This window comes from Candidatus Aalborgicola defluviihabitans, from assembly GCF_016705985.1.
Taxonomy (GTDB): Bacteria; Pseudomonadota; Gammaproteobacteria; order Burkholderiales; family Burkholderiaceae_C; genus Allorhodoferax; species Allorhodoferax defluviihabitans.
Genome location: NZ_JADJKN010000023.1, coordinates 469,718 through 488,449 on the forward strand (window position 1 = coordinate 469,718; position 18,732 = coordinate 488,449).

An 18,732-nucleotide genomic window follows, 5' to 3' on the forward strand; every position below is an offset into this window, starting at 1 on the left:
TCACATGCAGAGCAGAGTACTTGGCTGGTCGCGGTCGGCCAAGCGATTGGTGGTTTTGGCGTTGGATATGGGGTTGTCGATTCTTGCCACCTGGCTTGCCTTCTCATTGCGTCTGGATATGTTGCATTGGCCGGTTGGCGCCCAGTGGTGGGTTTATGGGCTGACGCTGGTTTTGTTCGTTCCAGTTTTCATCCGATTCGGTTTGTACCGGGCAATCTTCCGCTATACCGGTCAGGCTGCTTTGGTCGCCACCGCCAAGGCAACGTTCGTTTATGCGCTCATTTTGCTTCCACTTTTGTTGTGGTTGCAGCAGTGGATTTGGGTTCCGCGCAGTCTGGGGGTTTTGCAGCCCCTGATTTTCTTTCTTCTGGTGGGTGCGAGTCGGACGGGGGCGCGGTTTTGGTTGATAGGTCTTGGGCGCGTCGACGGCCAATCATCTGGTAGGTTTCTTATATTTGGCGCCGGAACGGCAGGCGCGCAGACCGCTTCGGCTATGGGTATCGCTGCTCCATTTCAATTGGTTGGATTTGTGGATGATGATCCGACCAAGGTTGGCCACAGCGTCAATGGAGTTCCTGTGTTTGCCGCCTCCAGCCTGGCGTCTTTGGTTATCGATCAGGGGGTTACCGATATTTTGCTGGCGTTACCCACGGCTTCCCGTGCGCGTCGCAAGGCGATCATCGAAAGCCTGCGCCATATCCCAGTTCATATTCGCACGTTGCCGGACTGGGGTGACCTTGCCAGCGGCCGTGTGACGATTCAGGATTTCAAGGAATTGGATATTGAGGATCTGTTGGGGCGTGATCCCGTGCCTCCCAACACCGATTTGTTGGCGCGCAATCTGGCGGGTAAGGTGGTATTGGTAACCGGTGCCGGAGGCAGCATTGGGAGCGAGTTGTGCCGTCAGATCGTGGCAGAGCGCCCGCGCCAGCTTTTGCTCCTGGAGCATAGTGAGTACAACCTATACAGCATTGATCAAGAACTGCAACGCCTCTGCACGGCGCATTCATTTGCGGTGGAGTTGGTGCCACTGTTGGGAAGCGTAACCAATCTCGGCCGGCTACACGAGGTGTGTCGTCTATACCACCCACAGACGGTCTACCATGCGGCCGCCTACAAGCACGTTCCGCTTGTGGAATCGAACCCCAAGGAAGGTATCGAAAACAATGTGTTTGGCACATTGAACATGGCGACTGTTGCTCAAGACCATGGTGTTGAGAGTTTCGTACTGGTGTCCACGGACAAGGCGGTCCGTCCCACAAACGTCATGGGTGCCAGCAAGCGCATGGCAGAACTGGTTCTGCAAGCGCTGTCGGACCGTGATTTACAAAAGGCCAGTACACGTTTCAGCATGGTCCGTTTTGGAAATGTGTTGGGTTCCAGCGGAAGTGTGGTGCCCTTGTTCCGGCGTCAAATGATGGCAGGTGGTCCCTTAACTGTGACCCATGCGGACGTGACCCGTTATTTCATGACCATCCCCGAAGCCGCTCAGCTGGTGCTGCAGGCGGGTGCCATGGCATCTGGAGGAGACGTGTTTGTATTGGATATGGGCGAGCCCGTCAAAATACTGGACCTAGCCCGGCGCATGGTGGAGTTATCGGGTATGCAGGTGCGAGACGAGACGTATCCGGATGGAGATATCGCCATTGCCATTATTGGCCTACGCCCTGGCGAAAAGCTTTATGAGGAACTGCTCATCGGGGACAATCCAACGCCTACAGCCCATGTGCGCATCATGAAAGCGCATGAACATTTTCTGGCCTGGCCGGAGCTGCAAATGCAATTGCAGGCGCTGCGCAACGCGATTGAGGTCAATGACCCCATCGCCATGAAAGCTGTTCTACGCGACTGCGTGCAGGGCTATCAAGGGTAGAACCACGAGTGCAATCAGCGCATATTGCCGGTGTGTCCCAGTGAGTAGCGGCCGGGTTGCGGCCATACAGTCAGCCCGTGGGGCTCAGGACCCGCTTTGAGAATGACCATGTCCCCCGTTGTGGTGTCAATTCGGTAGACTGCGTCGTCAAAGCGGCCTGACAGCCAGAGCCATTTGCCATCTGCACTGACGTTGCCCATATCAGGGCTGCCGCCACCTGGTACGGGCCACTCCGCCAAGACCTTCTCGGTTGCAAAGTCGATCACGGTCACGCTACCGGGCCCTTTACGTGGGCCGTGGATGCGGTGCGATCCACGGTTGGCGACGTAGAGCTTCTTCCCATCTCGGCTCGGATATAGCCCATGCGATGCGACGCCCGTTGCGATGAAGCCGACTTCTGTAAAAGAATCGCCATCGATGACGTGGACTCCGTCTGCATCCATATCCGCGACAAAAAAGCGCTTGCCATCGGGGGATATGCGGATGTCTTGGGGCATGCCCTTGGTCGCTGTGCAGATCTCGCTGGCAGGTGGTTCGCCCTTCGAATTGGGCTTTACTGGTGTGTCCTTCAAGCGGGTCCGCGGCATGGCGAGTTTGAGGTAACCCAGAACCTTGCGTTCCACCAAATCGATCTTGGCCACGCTGCCATTGAATTCGCAGGTAAACATGGCGAAGCGACCATCGATGGAGAAATCGGCATGGTTAATGCCGCCGCACTGGGGTACATCGATGGAGTACTGCAGGGCCATGGTCTTTGGGTCACGGAAATCGAGCCGGTGGCGGGCTTCGGCCACCACAATGGCGGACTTCCCGTCCGGACTAAAGTACATGTTGTACGGATCGTCTACTTTTACGGATGGGCCGCTGGGCTTGCCGGTGCGCGGGTCAATTGGCGTGAGACTGCCTTCGTTGGTGCGCTCTGCGTTATTGGCAACCCATAGCGTGCGCAAGTCCCAGGAGGGAACCACGTGCTGCGGACTGCGACCGACCTTAAATTGGTCCACAACCTTCATGGCTACAGGATCAATGACGGTGACACTATTACCCCGCAAGTTGGGAACATAGATTCGCTCCAGGTCTCCTTTAACTGCAGCACTCATTTGGCTGCTGGCAGTATCCGCATACAGGTTCTTGGGATTGGAGACTCCAGGCATGCCGGGTACCGTTGCCACAGCCACGACCGGCGCTGTCGGAGTGCCCGATTGAACACCCTGCGTGGATAGCAACAACAAGGTGCCACAAATGGCTGACAGTCCTGCGCCCGCCTTCCAGCGGTTTGCGTAATTGATCATGTTTTCTCTTTGAAATGTTAGCGGACTAGGCGTGTTCGAATGGCTTCGCGGATGGCCGCGACCGACACATCCACAATAGCGTGTACGCCCCATTGACCGATTTCTGCCGTCGAGCGCCGAGGGTCTCCGGATACACCGTCCATCTGGAAAGTCTTGGCACCCAGGGCCAGTCGATCACTGCGAACCAGCGCCGGCGCAACGGCCAGTGCCAGGGCAGTATCGGACAGACCGGCGTGGGTGCCGATTTCGGCAGAGGTAAAGCCTTTGGCCTTTAGTATTTCAATAAAGGGCGCCTGAGATGCGGCATAGTATTGCGGCAGGGCGTGCACCCGAAATTGCGAGTCGCGAGCCCACTCGCGGTTGAGCCGGCTAGCCACGCGTGCTTCATTTTTTTGGTAGCCACCATGGTCACCTAAAAAGACCACGTCCCGAAACCCATGCTGCTTGAAGCTGCGCGCTGCTCCCTCGAGCACCGCTTCAAAGGCTGACTCCGGGATGGATATGGTTCCACTGAAACGCATATGTGCCACGGGTGGCTGGATGGTGCCTTCGGGAACATAGGCGATAACCGGGGCGACAACGGTGTTGCCGAGTGCGCGCGCAATCTGCTCCGCCAGAATTCGAGCGCGTACACTGTGTTTTCCCAGCACCATGTGGGGCCCATTTTGTTCAGTTCCCCCAATGGGCACAAGGATAGTGGTCGCACCCGCTGCAATGCGCAGGCGAAGCTCGGGCGATGTCATTTCTTCCAAAAACACCGTGTCGGGTGATGTTGAACCGGCCGCGCCGGCATGCGGGCTCGCTATGACCAGCAGGACGGGTAGCAGCAAGGTGTGCAACAGCAACATCAGCGAACGCAGGGTCATTTCTGCATTCTCGCAGGAGTTTGCGCGCACTTTAGCCTTCGGAGCCGACTTCTTTTGCGCCCTTGAGAGTCAGAGCCACTTCGTACAGCGCATTGCGTGGCTCACCGGTGATATCGGCTGCAAGTTTGACGGCGGTCTTGAGCGGCAACTGCGCGAGCAGCAATTTCAAAATCCGGGTGTCCTGCGTGGTTTCCGTGCTGGGCGGCATCGGATGCAGCACCAATGCAAATTCGCCGCGCAGGCGGTTGGCGTCAGCGGCCAGCCACGTGGGCAGTTCACTGGCGGCCATGGTGGCGATTTCTTCAAATTGTTTGGTCAGCTCCCGCCCCACGGTGACAAGCCGGCTGCCCAGCGAGGCCAGTGCCAGTGCCAGCGCTTCAATGCGGTGCGGTGCCTCCAGCAGGACCACCGCTCGCGTTTCGGCTGCAAGTGCAACCACAGCACGGTCCCGCTCCCCGGTTTTGCTCGGCAAAAAACCACTGAATACAAAACCGCCAGGGTGGTCTTCAACTAAACCGGCTGCCGAAAAAACGGTGGTCACGCTACTCGGACCCGGTAATGGAATGCAACGCAATTGCTGGTGTTGCAGTGCCGCTACCAGCCGGGCACCTGGATCGCTGATGCCCGGTGTCCCGGCATCGCTCACATACGCCACCCGCTGGCCTTGGCGCAAATGGTCGATGACAGTGCTTGCAGCCTGCGCCTCGTTGTGTTGGTGAACTGCGATGAGTTGCTTCGCATTTTTGTCAATACCATAGGCGCGCAGCAACGCGTGGGTATGGCGCGTGTCTTCGCAGGCAATGGCGTCCACCAGACCGAGCACATACAGCGCGCGCAAACTGATGTCGGCCAAATTGCCAATGGGGGTTGCTACAACATAGAGCGTTCCCTGCGGATAATGCTGACCAGATGCAGCCTCGGCAGAGGCCGCCAGGGCAGAGGTAAAAAGAGCGCTCACATGGGATTCCTTCCTTCAAAACCAGCCCGGCCTGCACTTGCACGGCCCACCACCAAACGCATCGGTGACGCAGCGGAGGGAGAAGCCCTGCGCTACCTGCAAAACCAGGGACTGCGGCTGTTGATTCGCAATTATCGAACGCCAGGACGTGGCGGCGGCGAAATCGACCTCATCATGCGCACAATTGACGGTACCACGGTGTTTGTGGAAGTGCGTAAACGCACCTCGCTCAGTCACGGCGGTGCCGCCGCCAGCGTGGGCACCGTCAAACAACGCCGTATCGTTTTTGCTGCCCGCCATTACCTGATGCGGCTGCAAACGCTGCCACCCTGCCGCTTTGACGTCGTGGTTGTGGAGCCCACGGGTGTGCAGTGGCTACGGGCCGCGTTCGATGCGCAGTAGTGGTTTGTTACCCGATGTAAGGGTTGCCACTGCTTGTGCCCACTGGGCAATGGGGGTATCTGTGGCACGGTATCATCGACCCCCATGCTGGAACAACGAATTCAACAACACTTCATCGACAGCGCTGACCTTAAATACCAGTCCGCGCAGTCCTTGAGCAAGCCTATTGCTGCGGCGGTGCAGGCCATGCTGGCCTGCGTGACCAGTGGCGGCAAGGTCCTGGCCTGTGGCAATGGTGGCTCTGCAGCGGATGCCCAGCATTTTGCGGCGGAGTTTGTGGGTCGATTTGAGCGCGAGCGACCCGAGCTCGGGGCGATTTCCCTGACCACGGACAGCTCTATCATCACGGCGATTGCCAACGATTACGATTTCAATTCCATCTTTTCGCGTCAGGTGCGTGCGCTGGGTTCGCCCGGCGATGTATTGCTGGCCATTTCCACCAGCGGGAACTCTGGCAATGTGCTCGCCGCCATTGAGGCCGCCCATGAGCGCGAAATGGTGGTGGTCGGCTTGACAGGACGCGGCGGCGGCAAGATGGCGCACGTGCTGCGCGATACCGATGTGCACATTTGCGTGCCGCATGAGCGCACGGCCCGTATCCAGGAAGTACATATTTTGGCTCTGCATTGCATTTGCGATGCGGTCGATGCCCAGCTTTTGGGCGAACAGGAACCCTCCAAATGAATATTTCAATTCGACGCGTCAGCCTGGCGCTGGTGCTGGCTGCCAGTGCGGGGTCTACATTGACCGCCTGCTTCCCACTGGCCGTAGGCGGCGCGGTCATGAGCGGCATGGTGGCGGCGGACCGCCGCACGACGGGCACTGTGGTGGAAGACGAAGGCATTGAGTTGCGAGCAGCCAGCCGCATCCGCGAGGCGCTGGGTGACCGTGGCCACGTCAACGTTACCAGCTACAACCGCCAAGCGCTGATTACCGGTGAAGTGGGCTCGGCACAGGACAAGCAATTGGTGGAACAAATCGTGTCCAATGTGGAGAACGTGCGCCACATCGTCAATGAGCTGGCGGTCATGGGCAGCTCGACCCTGACTCAGCGCTCGTCGGACTCTCTGGTGACCGGCAAAGTCAAAGCCTCTTTGGTAGATACCAAAGAGCTGTCCGCCAATGCCTTCAAGGTGACCACGGAGCGCGGCACCACCTATTTGATGGGGCGCGTTACAGCACGCGAAGCCAAGATGGCCACTGATGTTATTAGCAGCATCTCGGGTGTGCAAAAAGTGGTGCGCATTCTGGAGATCATTAGCGAAGATGAACTGGCCCGTATGGGGTCCCCATCGGGCCAGCAGCCTGGCACCAGCAAACCCCAACCGAACTGAACCAGCGGACCACACAAGTGGCCCAATAGCCCGGTTGCCTACAGCAGCGGGGCTATTTTATTTGAGACGTTTGATCAGGCTGGAAGTGTCCCAGCGGTTGCCGCCCATTTGCTGTACGTCGGCATAGAACTGATCCACCAAGGCGGTAACCGGCAAACGGGCACCATTGCGTTTGGCCTCGTCGAGCACGAGTCCCAAGTCTTTGCGCATCCAGTCTACAGCAAAGCCAAATTCAAATTGGTCAGCCACCATGGTCTTGCCGCGGTTGTCGAGTTGCCAACTTTGCGCCGCGCCCTTGCCGATCACGTCCAGCACCTGGTTCATGTCCAGCCCGGCCCGCTGACCAAAAGCGATGGCCTCGCTGAGGCCTTGCACCAGACCGGCGATGCATATCTGGTTCACCATCTTGGCCAGTTGGCCGGCACCGCTCTCACCCAGCAGGGTGAAGGCACGGGAAAAAGCCATGGCCACGGGTTTGACGGTCTCGAACGCGGTGGCGTCGCCGCCGCACATCACTGTCAGCAGGCCGTTTTGTGCGCCAGCTTGTCCCCCGGAGACGGGTGCATCCACAAACTGCAGCCCCTCGTGGCGGGCCAAGGTGCTGAGTTCGCGGGCCACGCTGGCCGAGGCGGTTGTGTGGTCCACAAAGACGGCGCCCAGTTTCATGCCGGCAAAGGCACCGTCAGGTCCGATGGTGACGCTGCGCAGGTCGTTATCGTTGCCCACGCAGCAAAAAATGATGTCAGCCGCCTGCACCGCCAGACGCGGTGTTTGCGCCGAAGTGTTTTGGTCATTTTGGCCGCTAGCCCTCGCAAAATCTTCGCACCATGCTATTGATTTTGTAGTGGTACGGTTGTAAACAGTGACTTGGTGGCCAGCCAGGGCCAGGTGCCCTGCCATGGGGAAGCCCATGACGCCCAGGCCCAAAAAGGCAACACGGGCACGGGGGGTAGGTTCGTAGGTTTTCGGGTTGGTGCTGGGCATGGGTCACATGATGGAGAAGTTTTCGGTACCAGCCGAGAGGTCGGTGGATTTGGCCCGCTGGCTGTTGAGCTTGACTTGCAGGCGCAGATCGTTGAGCGAGTCGGCATTGCGCAGCGCATCTTCAAAGGTAATTTGATTGCGCTCGTACATGTCGAACAGCGCCTGGTCGAAGGTCTGCATGCCGGCTTGGCGGCTCTTTTTCATAATTTCCTTGATTTCGGTTACGTCGCCTTTGAAGATCAGGTCGGAAATCAGGGGAGAATTGATCATTATCTCAACCGCCGCTACGCGGCCCTTGCCGTCTTGTTTGGGGATCAGACGCTGCGAAACCAGGGCCTTCAGGTTGAGCGACAAGTCCATCAGCAACTGGGCACGACGCTCTTCGGGGAAAAAGTTGATGATGCGGTCCAGCGCCTGGTTGGCGCTGTTGGCGTGCAGGGTGGCCAGGCACAGGTGACCGGTTTCGGCAAACGCGACGGCGTGTTCCATGGTCTCGCGGTCGCGGATTTCGCCCATCAAAATAACGTCGGGTGCCTGGCGCAGGGTGTTCTTCAGGGCGGCTTCCCAACTGTCGGTGTCAATGCCCACTTCGCGCTGCGTTACCACACAATTCTTGTGCATATGGACAAATTCCACCGGATCTTCAATGGTGATGATGTGGCCAAAAGAGTTTTCGTTTCGCCAGTCCACCATGGCGGCCAGTGTGGTTGATTTACCGGACCCGGTGGCCCCGACCAGAATGCACAGGCCGCGCTTGGACTGGGCAATTTCCTTGAGTACCGGCGGTACGCCCAGGCCGTCGATGGTGGGCAGGACCATTGGGATGGTCCGCAACACCATACCCACCTTGCCCTGCTGGATGAAGGCGTTGACGCGGAAGCGCCCGATGCCACCGGGCGAAATCGCAAAGTTGCTTTCCTTGGTGCGCTCAAACTCTGCGATCTGCTTGTCGTTCATGATCGAACGGGCCAGCGACAGGGTATGCACGGCATTGAGTGGCTGTGGCGACACCTTGGTCACCTTGCCATCCACCTTGATGGCCGGCGGAAAGTCGCCTGTGATGAACAGATCGCTGCCATTGCGCCCCACCATCAGTTTCAGTAGATCGTTGATAAATTTTGTGGCTTGATCGCGTTCCATGGTGCTAACTCCTACCTACTTAAAGAGACACTCGAGCCGCGCCGGGCCGCCCCAAGCGGCGAGGGCCCCTTGGGTGGCAGTGCAGTACACGCAGTGACAAACGTGGGGGTCATATTTTTTAGCCGGGGAAGTTCTCGGGAATTTTGGCTTTGCTGCGGGCCTCGGCCGCGCTGATCACGTTGCGCTTCACCAGATCGGTCAGATTCTGGTCCAGTGTCTGCATGCCCACGCTGTTACCGGTCTGAATGGACGAGTACATCTGCGCAACCTTCGCCTCGCGGATCAGGTTGCGGATGGCACTGGTGCCGAGCATGATTTCGTGCGCGGCGACGCGGCCCTGGCCGTCCTTGGTTTTGCACAGCGTTTGTGAAATCACCGCTTGCAGCGATTCGGACAGCATGGCGCGAACCATTTCCTTTTCTTCGGCCGGAAACACGTCAATGATCCGGTCAATGGTCTTGGCCGCGCTGGAGGTGTGCAGTGTGCCAAACACCAGGTGGCCGGTTTCGGCCGCCGTCATGGCCAGGCGAATCGTTTCCAGATCGCGCATTTCGCCCACCAGAATACAGTCCGGGTCTTCACGCAGGGCGGAACGCAGCGCGGCGGCAAAGCTCAGGGTGTGTGGCCCAACCTCACGCTGGTTGACCAGGCATTTCTTGGACTCGTGCACAAATTCGATGGGGTCTTCCACCGTCAGAATGTGGCCAAACTCGGTCTCATTGAGGTAGTTCACCATGGCCGCCAGCGTGGTGGATTTGCCCGAACCCGTTGGCCAGTCACCAGCACCATACCGCGCGGTTTCAAGGCCAAATCGCCAAAGATCTTGGGTGCATTGAGTTGTTCCAGCGACAAAATCTTGCTCGGAATCGTTCGGAACACCCCGCCCGCGCCCCGGTTGTGGTTGAAGGCGTTGACCCGAAAACGGGCCAAGCCGTCAATCTCGAATGAAAAGTCGATTTCCAAAAACTCTTCAAAGTGCTTGCGCTGGCCATCGTTCATGATGTCATACACCATGGCGTGCACCTGCTTGTGGTCCAGTGCCTCGACGTTGATGCGGCGCACGTCGCCGTGGACGCGGATCATGGGCGGCAGGCCCGCCGACAGGTGCAAATCGGATGCCTTGTTTTTGACGCTGAAGGCCAGCAATTGGGTAATGTCCACGGGGTCCTCTTCGGGTAAGGGCTGGGTTTGTTACGCTAGAGAGATTATGACCATGATTGCCGACAATCTCCAACGGATTCACGACCGGATCGCGCAGGCCTGCCAAGCCAGTGACCGATTACCCACTTCGGTGGGCTTGCTGGCCGTGTCCAAAACCTTCGGACCGGACGCTGTTGTTCAGGCCCACGCGGCCGGGCAGACCGCCTTTGGCGAGAACTACATCCAGGAAGCCGTGGACAAGATCACGGCCCTGACCCATCTGCCGCTACAGTGGCACTGCATTGGCCCCATCCAGAGCAACAAGACCCGCCTGGTGGCCACGCACTTTGATTGGGTGCATACCGTGGACCGCCTGAAGATTGCGCAGCGCCTGAGCGAGCAGCGCCCGGCCCATCTGCCACCGCTTCAGGTCTGCATCCAGGTCAACGTGGATGGCGGGCCGACCAAGTCAGGTGTGGCGCCAGCCGAAGCCTTGGCGCTGGCCCGCGAAGTCGCCACGTTGCCCCGGTTGCAGGTGCGGGGGCTGATGTGCATCCCTGAGATAGCTCCTGATTTTGTAGCGGCTTGTGTAGTATTCGCGAGGGCTAGAGCCCTGTTTGATCAAATAAATTCGACAGGAATGACACTGGATACCCTGTCCATGGGCATGAGCGCTGACTTGGAAGCCGCCATTGCCAGCGGTTCCACCCTGGTGCGGGTGGGTAGCGCCATATTTGGTGAGCGAAGGTAGACTCCGCCCTATGTCAGCCCGATGCAGTTCGAGCAAAACCGACCCACAGCACCAGCCAAACAGGCCATTTCATGATCTCAATAATGGGATACGGAACCCAGGGGCAAGGTCGTTCCAACGTAGCCAAAAATGAAGAATTTACTTTCGACGCGCAGCAACATCACATTACAACTGGGTCGGATCATCCAGCAATTGCGACATCTCTCAGCCTTGCCAAAGGCAAGTGGCAAGGCTCCGGGAACGCTGCACTATGCATGCAATATTTGTGGTCGGAACAATGCTGTTAGTTTGTGCACCTTACCAAGGGATGAACGAACCTGTCTTGGTTGTGGCAGCACACTTCGACAACGTGCCCTGATCTCGGCCCTATCGCGAAAGCTGTTTGACGGCAAGTCGATAAACTTGGACGCTTGGACAAATATTCCAACCATTCGTTTTAAAGGGATTAGTGATGCAGACCTGATCTCAAATGCCCTGTCGCAAAAGCTTGACTACCAGAACACCTTCTACCATCAAGCGCCTTTTCTTGACATCACGGCGCCAGGCGCTACTGACTTGTCCAGTTGCGACGTTCTAATCTGTTCAGACGTACTGGAGCACGTGAGCCCACCCGTTCAACGCGCTTTTGATGGCATGCGCAAGGTCATCCGCCCCGATGGGTTTCTCTTGCTAACTGTTCCTTGCAACGCCTCCAATAGAACGACCGAGCACTTTCCGAATTTGAACGACTATCGCATTCACGAGCACGACGGACGGCGAAGTCTTATCAATCGGAAAAAGGATGGGGAAACCGAGCAATTCGACAACCTCATCTTTCATGGTGGCCCAGGTGAAACATTGGAGTTGCGTCATTTTGCGCTGCACGACCTAGAACAACATCTGCTTGAGGCCGGGTTTTCTACGATAGAAGTATTCGCACAGCCCGACTTTGAGCATGGCGTTTATTGGCACAACGCCTACTCAGTCCCGATCATTGCGTCCTGAAACCATTGGCCAAGCGGAACTGTTGAAAATGGCCATCGGGCGGCCCGGCGGCGAATTCTCCGCGTAGTTGTTTCTTGGCTATTTCTTTGGCATAGCCAGCGGTTTGATGGTCCCGCAATCTCCGCCCAACCAACGGCCGTTGTTCTGCATTTCGATCTTTTGCGGCGCACCCTGCACAGTGGTGGTGCTGGTCATCTTCATGTTGTAGGCCTCGGGGCTGGCAAAGGTGATCTGGCCTTCACCACTGCTGGGGGGCTTGGTGCAAACGTAGGAGAACTGCATGGTATTGCCGGTGCGTTGGCTGTAGGTGTGGGTGCAACCGGGTTCCTGGCGGCCCACTTCGTTGCGGTCCACCATTTCCTGGGTCATACACACCTTGATGGTCATGCCACCGCCAGAATTGTTGCCCAGTTGCACGCCCTGTTTGGCCATCATGTCCTGCATCATCTTGCGCTGATCCGGTGGCAAGTTTTCCATTTGCTTTTGCGCCTGGGCCATAGCGTCGCCCATCTGGCCAGAACCTTTCATTTGGGTGGATATTTCCCACAGACCGGGTTTCATGTTCTGGGCGCTGGCAGTTCCCGCGCCGGCGACCAATAGCAAACAAGCGAGTGCGGTGTGCAGTTTCATGGGGTTCCCTCAAAAAATGCCATTGTGGCAAATGTCGTGAAGTTTGGGAATGCCGTTGAAGCGACGCTGTGCCTGTCCCCGTAAAATCGCGACATGCTGTCTGTAAAACACGAACTCCTGCAAGCGCTGGCCGCTGCGCTGGAAAAAATTGCTCCCGGTTCTGGCTCCAAAGCGGCGTTTGAGTCGCCCAAGGTTGCCGCCCATGGGGACTTTGCCATCACGTCGGCCATGCAATTGGCCAAGCCGCTCAAACTAAATCCGCGTCAGCTGGCCGAGAGCCTGCGCACCGAATTGCTTACGCAGCCAGCATGTGTGTCCTGGGTTGATGCGGTGGAAATCGCTGGCCCTGGCTTTATCAATATCCGCCTCAAACCCGCAGCCAAACAACAAGTGGTGCGCGAAGTGCTGGCGCAAGGGTCGCAATTTGGTTTTCAGCCGCAGAATGGTAAGGGCATGTTGGTGGAGTTTGTTTCGGCCAACCCGACCGGGCCCCTGCACGTGGGCCATGGCCGCCAGGCCGCTCTGGGTGATGCCATCTGCAACCTGTTTGCTACCCAGGGCTGGCGCGTGCACCGCGAGTTTTATTACAACGACGCTGGCGTCCAGATCCAGACACTGACCACCAGCACCCAGTTGCGCGCCAAGGGCTTTAAGCCCGGCGACGATTGCTGGCCCATCGACCCGGACAACCCCGCCAGCAAGGCCTTCTACAACGGCGACTACATCCAGGATATTGCCAACGACTTTCTGGCCAAAGCCACAGTGCAGGCTGACGACCGGACATTCACCGCCAGCGGCGACGTTAATGATGTGGAATCGATCCGCAACTTTGCCGTGGCCTACCTGCGCCGCGAGCAGGACAAAGACCTGCAGGCCTTCAACCTGAAGTTTGACGAGTACTACCTGGAGTCCAGCCTGTACACCAGCGGCCGCGTGGATGCGACGGTTGCCAAGCTGGTGGCCAATGGCAAGACCTACGAGCAGGACGGTGCGCTGTGGCTCAAGAGCACCGACTACGGCGACGACAAGGACCGCGTCATGCGCAAGCAAGACGGCACCTACACCTATTTTGTGCCGGACGTGGCCTACCACATTGCCAAGTGGGAGCGCGGCTACAGCAAGGTGGTCAACATCCAGGGCACTGACCACCACGGCACCATCGCCCGCGTGCGCGCCGGCCTGCAGGCCGCGGATGTAGGCATTCCCCTGGGTTACCCCGACTATGTGTTGCACACCATGGTGCGCGTGGTCAAGGGGGGCGAAGAGGTCAAGATCAGCAAGCGCGCCGGCAGCTACGTCACGCTGCGCGACTTGATCGAGTGGACCAGCAAAGACGCCGTGCGTTTCTTCCTGCTCAGCCGCAAGCCCGATACGGAATACACATTCGATGTTGATCTGGCGGTGGCCAAAAACAACGACAACCCGGTGTATTACGTGCAGTACGCCCATGCCCGCATTTGCTCCGTATTGGCGGTTTGGGGGGGTGATGTGGCCAGCCTGCAGGCGGTTGATCTGTCGGCCTTGCAAAGCCCGCAGGCGCTGGCCCTTATGCTGTTGCTGGCCAAGTACCCGGAGATGCTCAGTGCCGCCGCGCAGGACTTTGCACCACACGACGTAACCTTTTATCTGCGCGAACTCGCGGCCTGCTACCACAGCTATTACGATGCGGAGCGCATTCTGGTCGATGACGAGGCCGTCAAGTTGGCGCGTCTGGCACTGGTCGCTGCCACGGCCCGGGTGTTGCACAATGGGCTGGCGGTGCTGGGCGTGGATGCACCGCGAAAGATGTGAGACTTTGCGGGACAGACCGCAGGCTGCGTAGCAGACCAGCTCTGTCCCAATCGAACAACCTTGTGGGACAGACCTTCAGCTCAGTCCCCAACTGAATAAGGTGAAGAATGCGCATGAAGCAACAACGTGGCGGAACCATTTTGGGGTTCATCATTGGGGTCGTGGTTGGCCTGGCAGCCGCATTGGTGGTCGCGGTGTACGTGACCAAAGTGCCGGTTCCATTTGTGAACAAGGGACAGAGCCGTTCAGCCGATCAGGACGCAGCCGAGGCCAAGAAGAACAAGGACTGGGACCCCAACGCCCCGTTGTACGGAAAAAATCCGGCCAAACCGGCAACCGCCGCTTCGGCCACCGTGGATGCTGCAGCCAAGCCGGTTGATGGCGTAAAACCTGCGGATGCAAAGACGACGGCCAAGATTGATCTCAAGCCGGACAGCAAGGGTGAAATCAAGCCCGCCGTCTCGGGTGATTCGCTGGGAGATCTAATCAAGGCCAAGGCGGCTGCGGCAGCAACGGCCAGCGAGCCCTTTACGTTTTATGTGCAGCTGGGTGCTTACCGTACCCAGGAAGATGCGGAGAGCCAGCGCGCCAAGCTCTCGCTCAGCGGTATTGAGACCAAAATCACCGAACGCGAGCAGAGTGGCCGGATCGTGTTCCGTGTGCGCACTGGGCCTTTTGATACCAAGGACGACGCCGAGCGCAATAAGGAAAAGCTGGACAAGGCGGGGTTTGAGACATCCTTGGTCCGTGTCCAGCGGTAACACGTACGGGAACTTTTGCCACAGCCGGCAATCACAAACTGACTTTTGGAGCGCTTTGCATGACTATGAAACGACGTGAATTTTCCCAGGCGGCCGCTGGTGCCGCCCTGGCTTCTACTGCGTGGCTACCCGCGTTGGCCCAATCCCCAATTAAACCGGTCTCCGGACGGGATTACCAGGCGTTGGAACAGCGCGCCCTAGTAGAGGCACCGGCGGGCAAGGTGGAAGTGGTGGAGTTTTTCTCTTACATGTGTCCCCACTGCAATGTTTTCGAGCCCACTTTGAGCGCCTGGACCAAGAAGCTTCCCAAGGAAGTGGTGTTTCGCAGGGCTCCGGTGCATTTTCTGCCCAACGCTGAAGTGCTGCAACGCATGTACTTCGCTCTGGACGCAATGGGGCTGGCCGATAAAGTGCACGCCAATATTTTTGCTGCGGTGCATACCGAGCGTCGCGACTTTAGCAAGGTTGCGCTGGTGGCGGATTGGTTGGCTACGCAAGGTGTGGACAAGGCCAAATTCATGGACCAGTACAACTCATTCACCGCCGCAACAAAAGCAACGCGGGCGACACAACTCACCAATGCATACCGGGTGGATGGCGTGCCTGCACTGGGTGTGGCCGGGCGTTTCCTGGTCGAGGGAACGGCCAAGGGCCTGCAGGTGGTGGATTATTTGGTCGCTGAAATCAAGGCTGGCCGCTAATCAACAACCCGCATTGCGGCTACGCCGTTTGGGCTAGTCTTTGGACTTGCCCTTCTTGGCGTGGTCGCTATTGGAGTGGCCATTCTGGGAGTGGGCCTGTGTGCCCTTGGGTGCTTTACCGGCTAGTTCGGCCCCTACCCGCTCGCACAAGGTGCGCAGAATCTTCACACGGGCGTAATTCTTGTCGTTGGCCTCCACCAGTGTCCAGGGCGCGTGGCCGGTGCTGGTGCGTTCTACCATGTCGCAAATGGCCTGCTGGTAGGCATCCCACTTATCTCGGTTGCGCCAGTCTTCCTGGGTGATCTTGAAGCGCTTGAAAGCAACCTGTTCGCGCGCTTTGAAGCGCGCCAATTGCTCAGCCTGGCTGATCTGCAGCCAGAACTTGACCACTATGACGCCAAATTCGGCCAATTCGTGCTCAAAATCGTTGATCTCGGTATAGGCGCGCATCCAGTCGCCTTCGGTGCAAAACCCTTCCACCCGTTCCACCAGCACCCGGCCGTACCAGGTGCGATCAAAGATGGCTACGCGCCCGTGGCGAGGTACGTGGCGCCAGAAACGCCACAAGTAGGGTTGAGCGCGTTCTTCCTCGGTCGGGGCGGCAACGGGTATTACCTGGTACTGGCGTGCATCCAATGCGTTGCCAATGCGCCGAATGGCACCGCCCTTGCCAGCGGCATCGGCGCCTTCAAAGGCGCAAACCAGGGAGCGGTTCTTGAAACGCGGGTCGCGCAGCAGTTCGGACAGCTGACTCTGCCAGTGGGTCAGTTCGTCTTCATAGGCCTTGTCCTTTAGCGACAGGCCCAGGTTCATTTCGGACAGGACGGTGCGCCCATCGGTGTTGACCCGCACCATGGGTGCCGCGAGGGATTCCTGCTTGACCGGATTGGACAGTCTCTTTTGCAGCGCATCCAGCAGGATTTGGCCTACGGTGAGTGACCGGTAGCGGTCATCCGTGCCCTCAACCACCATCCAGGGCGCCCAGGGCGTGTTAGTCAGACGCAAAAGGTGGCCCGCCACATCCTGCAGCTTGTCGTAGGTTTTAAGGCGGTCCCAGTTCCATTGGGTGACCCGCCAGGCCGTGCGGGGGTCTTTCTCCAGTGCCTTGAGGCGTTTGACCTGGCCTTCTTTGGTCAAGTGAAACCAGAACTTCAGCACCAAAGCGCCTTCGTTGACCAGCATGGCTTCAAAGCGGTTGATCTGATCGGCCTGCGCGTCAAGCTCTTTCAGTGACAACTCGTCCAGAATTCGTTTGCGGATCGGGTCGGAATACCATGAGCCGGCAAAAATACCGATGCGACCCTTTGGGCGGCAGGCTGCGCCAGTAGCGCCACATGGGTGGGCGTTCGCTTTCCTCGTCTGTGGGCGACGAAAACGCCAGCGTGGTGAGAAAACGCGGGTCCATCCACTCGTACAGCACGTTGATGGTTTCGCCCTTGCCTGCGCCGTCTTGCCCGCTGACCAGTACCACCACCGGAATCTTGGTGTTGTCGTGCAGGTTAATCTGGGCCTCTAGCAATGCTGCGCGCAGGGCCGGCACGGCAGCCTTGTAACTGGCCTTGTCAATTTGGTGGCCGATTTCTGCGGATTCAAACATGGGTGCCTCCTCGGGTCATTCTAGGTGGCAGTCCGCCTCAGTACAATGAGGCGCAGCTCATTCTGAGCAAGTTTCGTGCCTTTATGAAAAACCCACTTCATCTTCTGTTCCTGCTGCTGATTTGTACTGTGCTGGCGACTCCTGCCCAGGCGGAAAAGGCCGACCGCAACAAGCCCATGAACATTGAGGCCGACACCCTGCGCTATGACGATGTCAAGCAAGTCAGTATTTTTACCGGCAACGTGGTGCTGACCAAAGGCTCCATCGTGATCCGTGCAGCCCAGATAGAAGTGCGCCAGGACGCGGATGGCTATCAGTTCGGCACCATCATCGGCACACCAGACAAACCGGCCTTCTTTCGCCAGAAGCGCGAGGCGATGGATGAATACATTGAAGGCGAGAGCGAACTGATTGAATACGACGGCCGTGCCGATGTGGTCAAGTTCCTGCACAAGGCCGTGCTGCGCCGTCTGCGCGGTACCACGCTGGCCGACGAGATTACCGGTGGCCTGATCGTCTACGAAAACCTGACCGACACCTTCAGCGTGGATGGCGGTACCACCAAGGGTGCAACCCCTGTGCCCGGCGCCCGCGTTCGTGCCATTCTGACCCCCAAGCCGCAGGGCAGCAATACTTCCGCACCCCAGCCGGTGATGCCGTCGTCCAGCCCTGGGGTCGGCTTGCGCGCCACCACCACCCTCGGGGGCGCAGCAAAGTGAGCGATTCCACAGCGGCAGCCACCGTGCAGGCGGTGGATACCGACACCGGGCGGCTTGAAGTCAGCCACATCCAGAAGGCCTATGGCAAGCGCCAGGTGGTCAAGGACGTGTCGCTGACCGTGCGCACTGGCGAAGTGGTGGGTTTGTTGGGCCCCAATGGAGCGGGCAAGACCACCTCGTTTTACATCATCGTCGGGCTGGTGCGCGCCAGCGCGGGGGACATCACCATTGATGGGCACTCCATCGAGCACATGCCGATCCACCGCCGCGCGCGCCTGGGGCTGGGCTACCTGCCACAAGAAGCGTCGATCTTTCGCAAGCTTAATGTGGAAGAAAACGTACGCGCGGTGCTGGAGCTGCAACACGATGAGGCCGGCCAACCGCTGAGCAACGCCGATATCGACCGGCGCCTGACTGCCCTGCTGCAAGACCTGCGGGTGGAGCACTTGCGTGACTCGCCCTCGCTGGCGTTGTCCGGCGGTGAGCGCCGCCGCGTGGAAATTGCCCGCGCACTGGCTACCCGACCGCGCTTCATCCTGCTGGATGAGCCCTTTGCTGGCATCGACCCGATTGCGGTGATCGAAATCCAGCGCATCATCAACTTTCTTAAAAGCCGTGGCATTGGTGTGCTGATCACCGACCACAACGTGCGCGAAACCCTGGGCATTTGCGACCACGCGTACATCATCAGCGACGGCACGGTGTTGGCCCAAGGCACGCCGGCCGAGATCGTCGATAACGCCGATGTGCGCCGGGTGTACCTCGGCGAGCACTTCAAAATGTAATGGCCCCCACGCTCGTCACTGCGT

19 protein-coding genes and 1 pseudogene are annotated in these 18,732 nt (G+C 58.5%); 11 read left to right on the forward strand and 9 right to left on the reverse strand.

Going from position 1 to position 18,732, the window contains the following annotated elements; translation table 11 throughout:
- Window positions 1-4: 4 nt before the first annotated feature.
- Complete coding sequence (locus IPI80_RS18200; protein ID WP_413862527.1) at window positions 5-1,873, forward strand: polysaccharide biosynthesis protein; 1,869 nt, start codon at window positions 5-7, stop codon at window positions 1,871-1,873.
- A 14-nt stretch (window positions 1,874-1,887) separates the two neighbouring features.
- Here the strand turns inward: IPI80_RS18200 and IPI80_RS18205 are convergent, their stop codons facing one another.
- From IPI80_RS18205 to rsmI, 3 genes are all read right to left on the reverse strand, one after another.
- Window positions 1,888-3,027 carry a YncE family protein gene (locus IPI80_RS18205; RefSeq protein ID WP_413862626.1) on the reverse strand — a complete coding sequence of 380 codons (1,140 nt, stop codon included), beginning with the start codon at window positions 3,025-3,027 and terminating at the stop codon, window positions 1,888-1,890.
- 155 nt (window positions 3,028-3,182) lie between these two features.
- The gene (locus tag IPI80_RS18210) at window positions 3,183-4,031 is read right to left on the reverse strand and encodes a creatininase family protein (RefSeq protein ID WP_413862528.1); all 849 of its coding nucleotides are present in this window, start codon (window positions 4,029-4,031) and stop codon (window positions 3,183-3,185) included.
- A 31-nt stretch (window positions 4,032-4,062) separates the two neighbouring features.
- Window positions 4,063-4,989, reverse strand: coding sequence for a 16S rRNA (cytidine(1402)-2'-O)-methyltransferase (rsmI, locus tag IPI80_RS18215; RefSeq protein ID WP_413862529.1), 927 nt, complete (start codon window positions 4,987-4,989; stop codon window positions 4,063-4,065).
- On the opposite strand from rsmI, the gene IPI80_RS18220 reads away from it, so the two are divergent.
- The 3 genes from IPI80_RS18220 to IPI80_RS18230 all read left to right on the forward strand — a co-directional run bounded on the left by IPI80_RS18220 (window position 4,990) and on the right by IPI80_RS18230 (window position 6,725).
- The gene (locus IPI80_RS18220; RefSeq protein WP_413862530.1) at window positions 4,990-5,391 is read left to right on the forward strand and encodes a YraN family protein; all 402 of its coding nucleotides are present in this window, start codon (window positions 4,990-4,992) and stop codon (window positions 5,389-5,391) included. It begins immediately after the preceding gene.
- A gap of 84 nt (window positions 5,392-5,475) precedes the next feature.
- Window positions 5,476-6,075 carry a phosphoheptose isomerase gene (locus IPI80_RS18225; RefSeq protein ID WP_413862531.1) on the forward strand — a complete coding sequence of 200 codons (600 nt, stop codon included), beginning with the start codon at window positions 5,476-5,478 and terminating at the stop codon, window positions 6,073-6,075.
- Window positions 6,072-6,725 (forward strand): BON domain-containing protein, encoded by a 654-nt coding sequence (locus IPI80_RS18230; RefSeq protein WP_413862532.1) that lies wholly within the window; start codon window positions 6,072-6,074, stop codon window positions 6,723-6,725. Before IPI80_RS18225 ends, IPI80_RS18230 begins: the two co-directional genes overlap by 4 nt.
- Before the next feature lie 57 nt (window positions 6,726-6,782).
- On the opposite strand, the gene IPI80_RS18235 is transcribed toward IPI80_RS18230, so the two are convergent.
- From IPI80_RS18235 to IPI80_RS18245, 3 genes and pseudogenes are all read right to left on the reverse strand, one after another.
- A complete protein-coding gene (locus IPI80_RS18235) occupies window positions 6,783-7,709 on the reverse strand; it encodes an NAD(P)-dependent oxidoreductase (protein WP_413862533.1) in 927 nt (308 codons plus the stop codon).
- A 3-nt stretch (window positions 7,710-7,712) separates the two neighbouring features.
- Window positions 7,713-8,849 carry a PilT/PilU family type 4a pilus ATPase gene (locus IPI80_RS18240; RefSeq protein ID WP_413862534.1) on the reverse strand — a complete coding sequence of 379 codons (1,137 nt, stop codon included), beginning with the start codon at window positions 8,847-8,849 and terminating at the stop codon, window positions 7,713-7,715.
- A 118-nt stretch (window positions 8,850-8,967) separates the two neighbouring features.
- Window positions 8,968-10,010, reverse strand: a pseudogene (locus tag IPI80_RS18245) (type IV pilus twitching motility protein PilT).
- A 46-nt stretch (window positions 10,011-10,056) separates the two neighbouring features.
- On the opposite strand from IPI80_RS18245, the gene IPI80_RS18250 reads away from it, so the two are divergent.
- Together IPI80_RS18250 and IPI80_RS18255 are read left to right on the forward strand one after the other, a co-directional pair.
- On the forward strand, window positions 10,057-10,740 hold the full coding sequence (locus IPI80_RS18250; protein ID WP_413862535.1) for a YggS family pyridoxal phosphate-dependent enzyme: 684 nt from the start codon (window positions 10,057-10,059) through the stop codon (window positions 10,738-10,740).
- A 129-nt stretch (window positions 10,741-10,869) separates the two neighbouring features.
- Window positions 10,870-11,724 (forward strand): class I SAM-dependent methyltransferase, encoded by an 855-nt coding sequence (locus IPI80_RS18255; RefSeq protein ID WP_413862536.1) that lies wholly within the window; start codon window positions 10,870-10,872, stop codon window positions 11,722-11,724.
- A gap of 78 nt (window positions 11,725-11,802) precedes the next feature.
- Here the strand turns inward: IPI80_RS18255 and IPI80_RS18260 are convergent, their stop codons facing one another.
- Window positions 11,803-12,354 carry a DUF3617 domain-containing protein gene (locus tag IPI80_RS18260; RefSeq protein WP_413862537.1) on the reverse strand — a complete coding sequence of 184 codons (552 nt, stop codon included), beginning with the start codon at window positions 12,352-12,354 and terminating at the stop codon, window positions 11,803-11,805.
- A gap of 93 nt (window positions 12,355-12,447) precedes the next feature.
- Here IPI80_RS18260 and argS point away from each other — a divergent pair, with 93 nt between their 5' ends.
- From argS to IPI80_RS18275, 3 genes are all read left to right on the forward strand, one after another.
- Window positions 12,448-14,145 (forward strand): arginine--tRNA ligase, encoded by a 1,698-nt coding sequence (argS, locus tag IPI80_RS18265; protein WP_413862538.1) that lies wholly within the window; start codon window positions 12,448-12,450, stop codon window positions 14,143-14,145.
- Between the two features lie 107 nt (window positions 14,146-14,252).
- The gene (locus tag IPI80_RS18270) at window positions 14,253-14,906 is read left to right on the forward strand and encodes an SPOR domain-containing protein (protein ID WP_413862539.1); all 654 of its coding nucleotides are present in this window, start codon (window positions 14,253-14,255) and stop codon (window positions 14,904-14,906) included.
- Between the two features lie 65 nt (window positions 14,907-14,971).
- The gene (locus IPI80_RS18275; protein WP_413862627.1) at window positions 14,972-15,607 is read left to right on the forward strand and encodes a thiol:disulfide interchange protein DsbA/DsbL; all 636 of its coding nucleotides are present in this window, start codon (window positions 14,972-14,974) and stop codon (window positions 15,605-15,607) included.
- 33 nt (window positions 15,608-15,640) lie between these two features.
- On the opposite strand, the gene pap is transcribed toward IPI80_RS18275, so the two are convergent.
- Window positions 15,641-16,903 (reverse strand): polyphosphate:AMP phosphotransferase, encoded by a 1,263-nt coding sequence (pap, locus tag IPI80_RS18280; protein WP_413862628.1) that lies wholly within the window; start codon window positions 16,901-16,903, stop codon window positions 15,641-15,643.
- Complete coding sequence (locus IPI80_RS18285) at window positions 16,824-17,204, reverse strand: zeta toxin family protein (RefSeq protein WP_413862540.1); 381 nt, start codon at window positions 17,202-17,204, stop codon at window positions 16,824-16,826. The genes pap and IPI80_RS18285 overlap by 80 nt, the downstream gene beginning before the upstream one ends.
- Before the next feature lie 83 nt (window positions 17,205-17,287).
- Between IPI80_RS18285 and lptA the strand changes: the two genes are divergently transcribed.
- Together lptA and lptB are read left to right on the forward strand one after the other, a co-directional pair.
- Window positions 17,288-17,923, forward strand: coding sequence for a lipopolysaccharide transport periplasmic protein LptA (gene lptA, locus IPI80_RS18290; RefSeq protein WP_413862541.1), 636 nt, complete (start codon window positions 17,288-17,290; stop codon window positions 17,921-17,923).
- Window positions 17,920-18,708: an LPS export ABC transporter ATP-binding protein gene (gene lptB / locus IPI80_RS18295; protein WP_413862542.1), complete on the forward strand. Its 789-nt coding sequence runs from the start codon at window positions 17,920-17,922 to the stop codon at window positions 18,706-18,708. The genes lptA and lptB overlap by 4 nt, the downstream gene beginning before the upstream one ends.
- The last annotated feature ends 24 nt before the right edge of the window (window positions 18,709-18,732 follow it).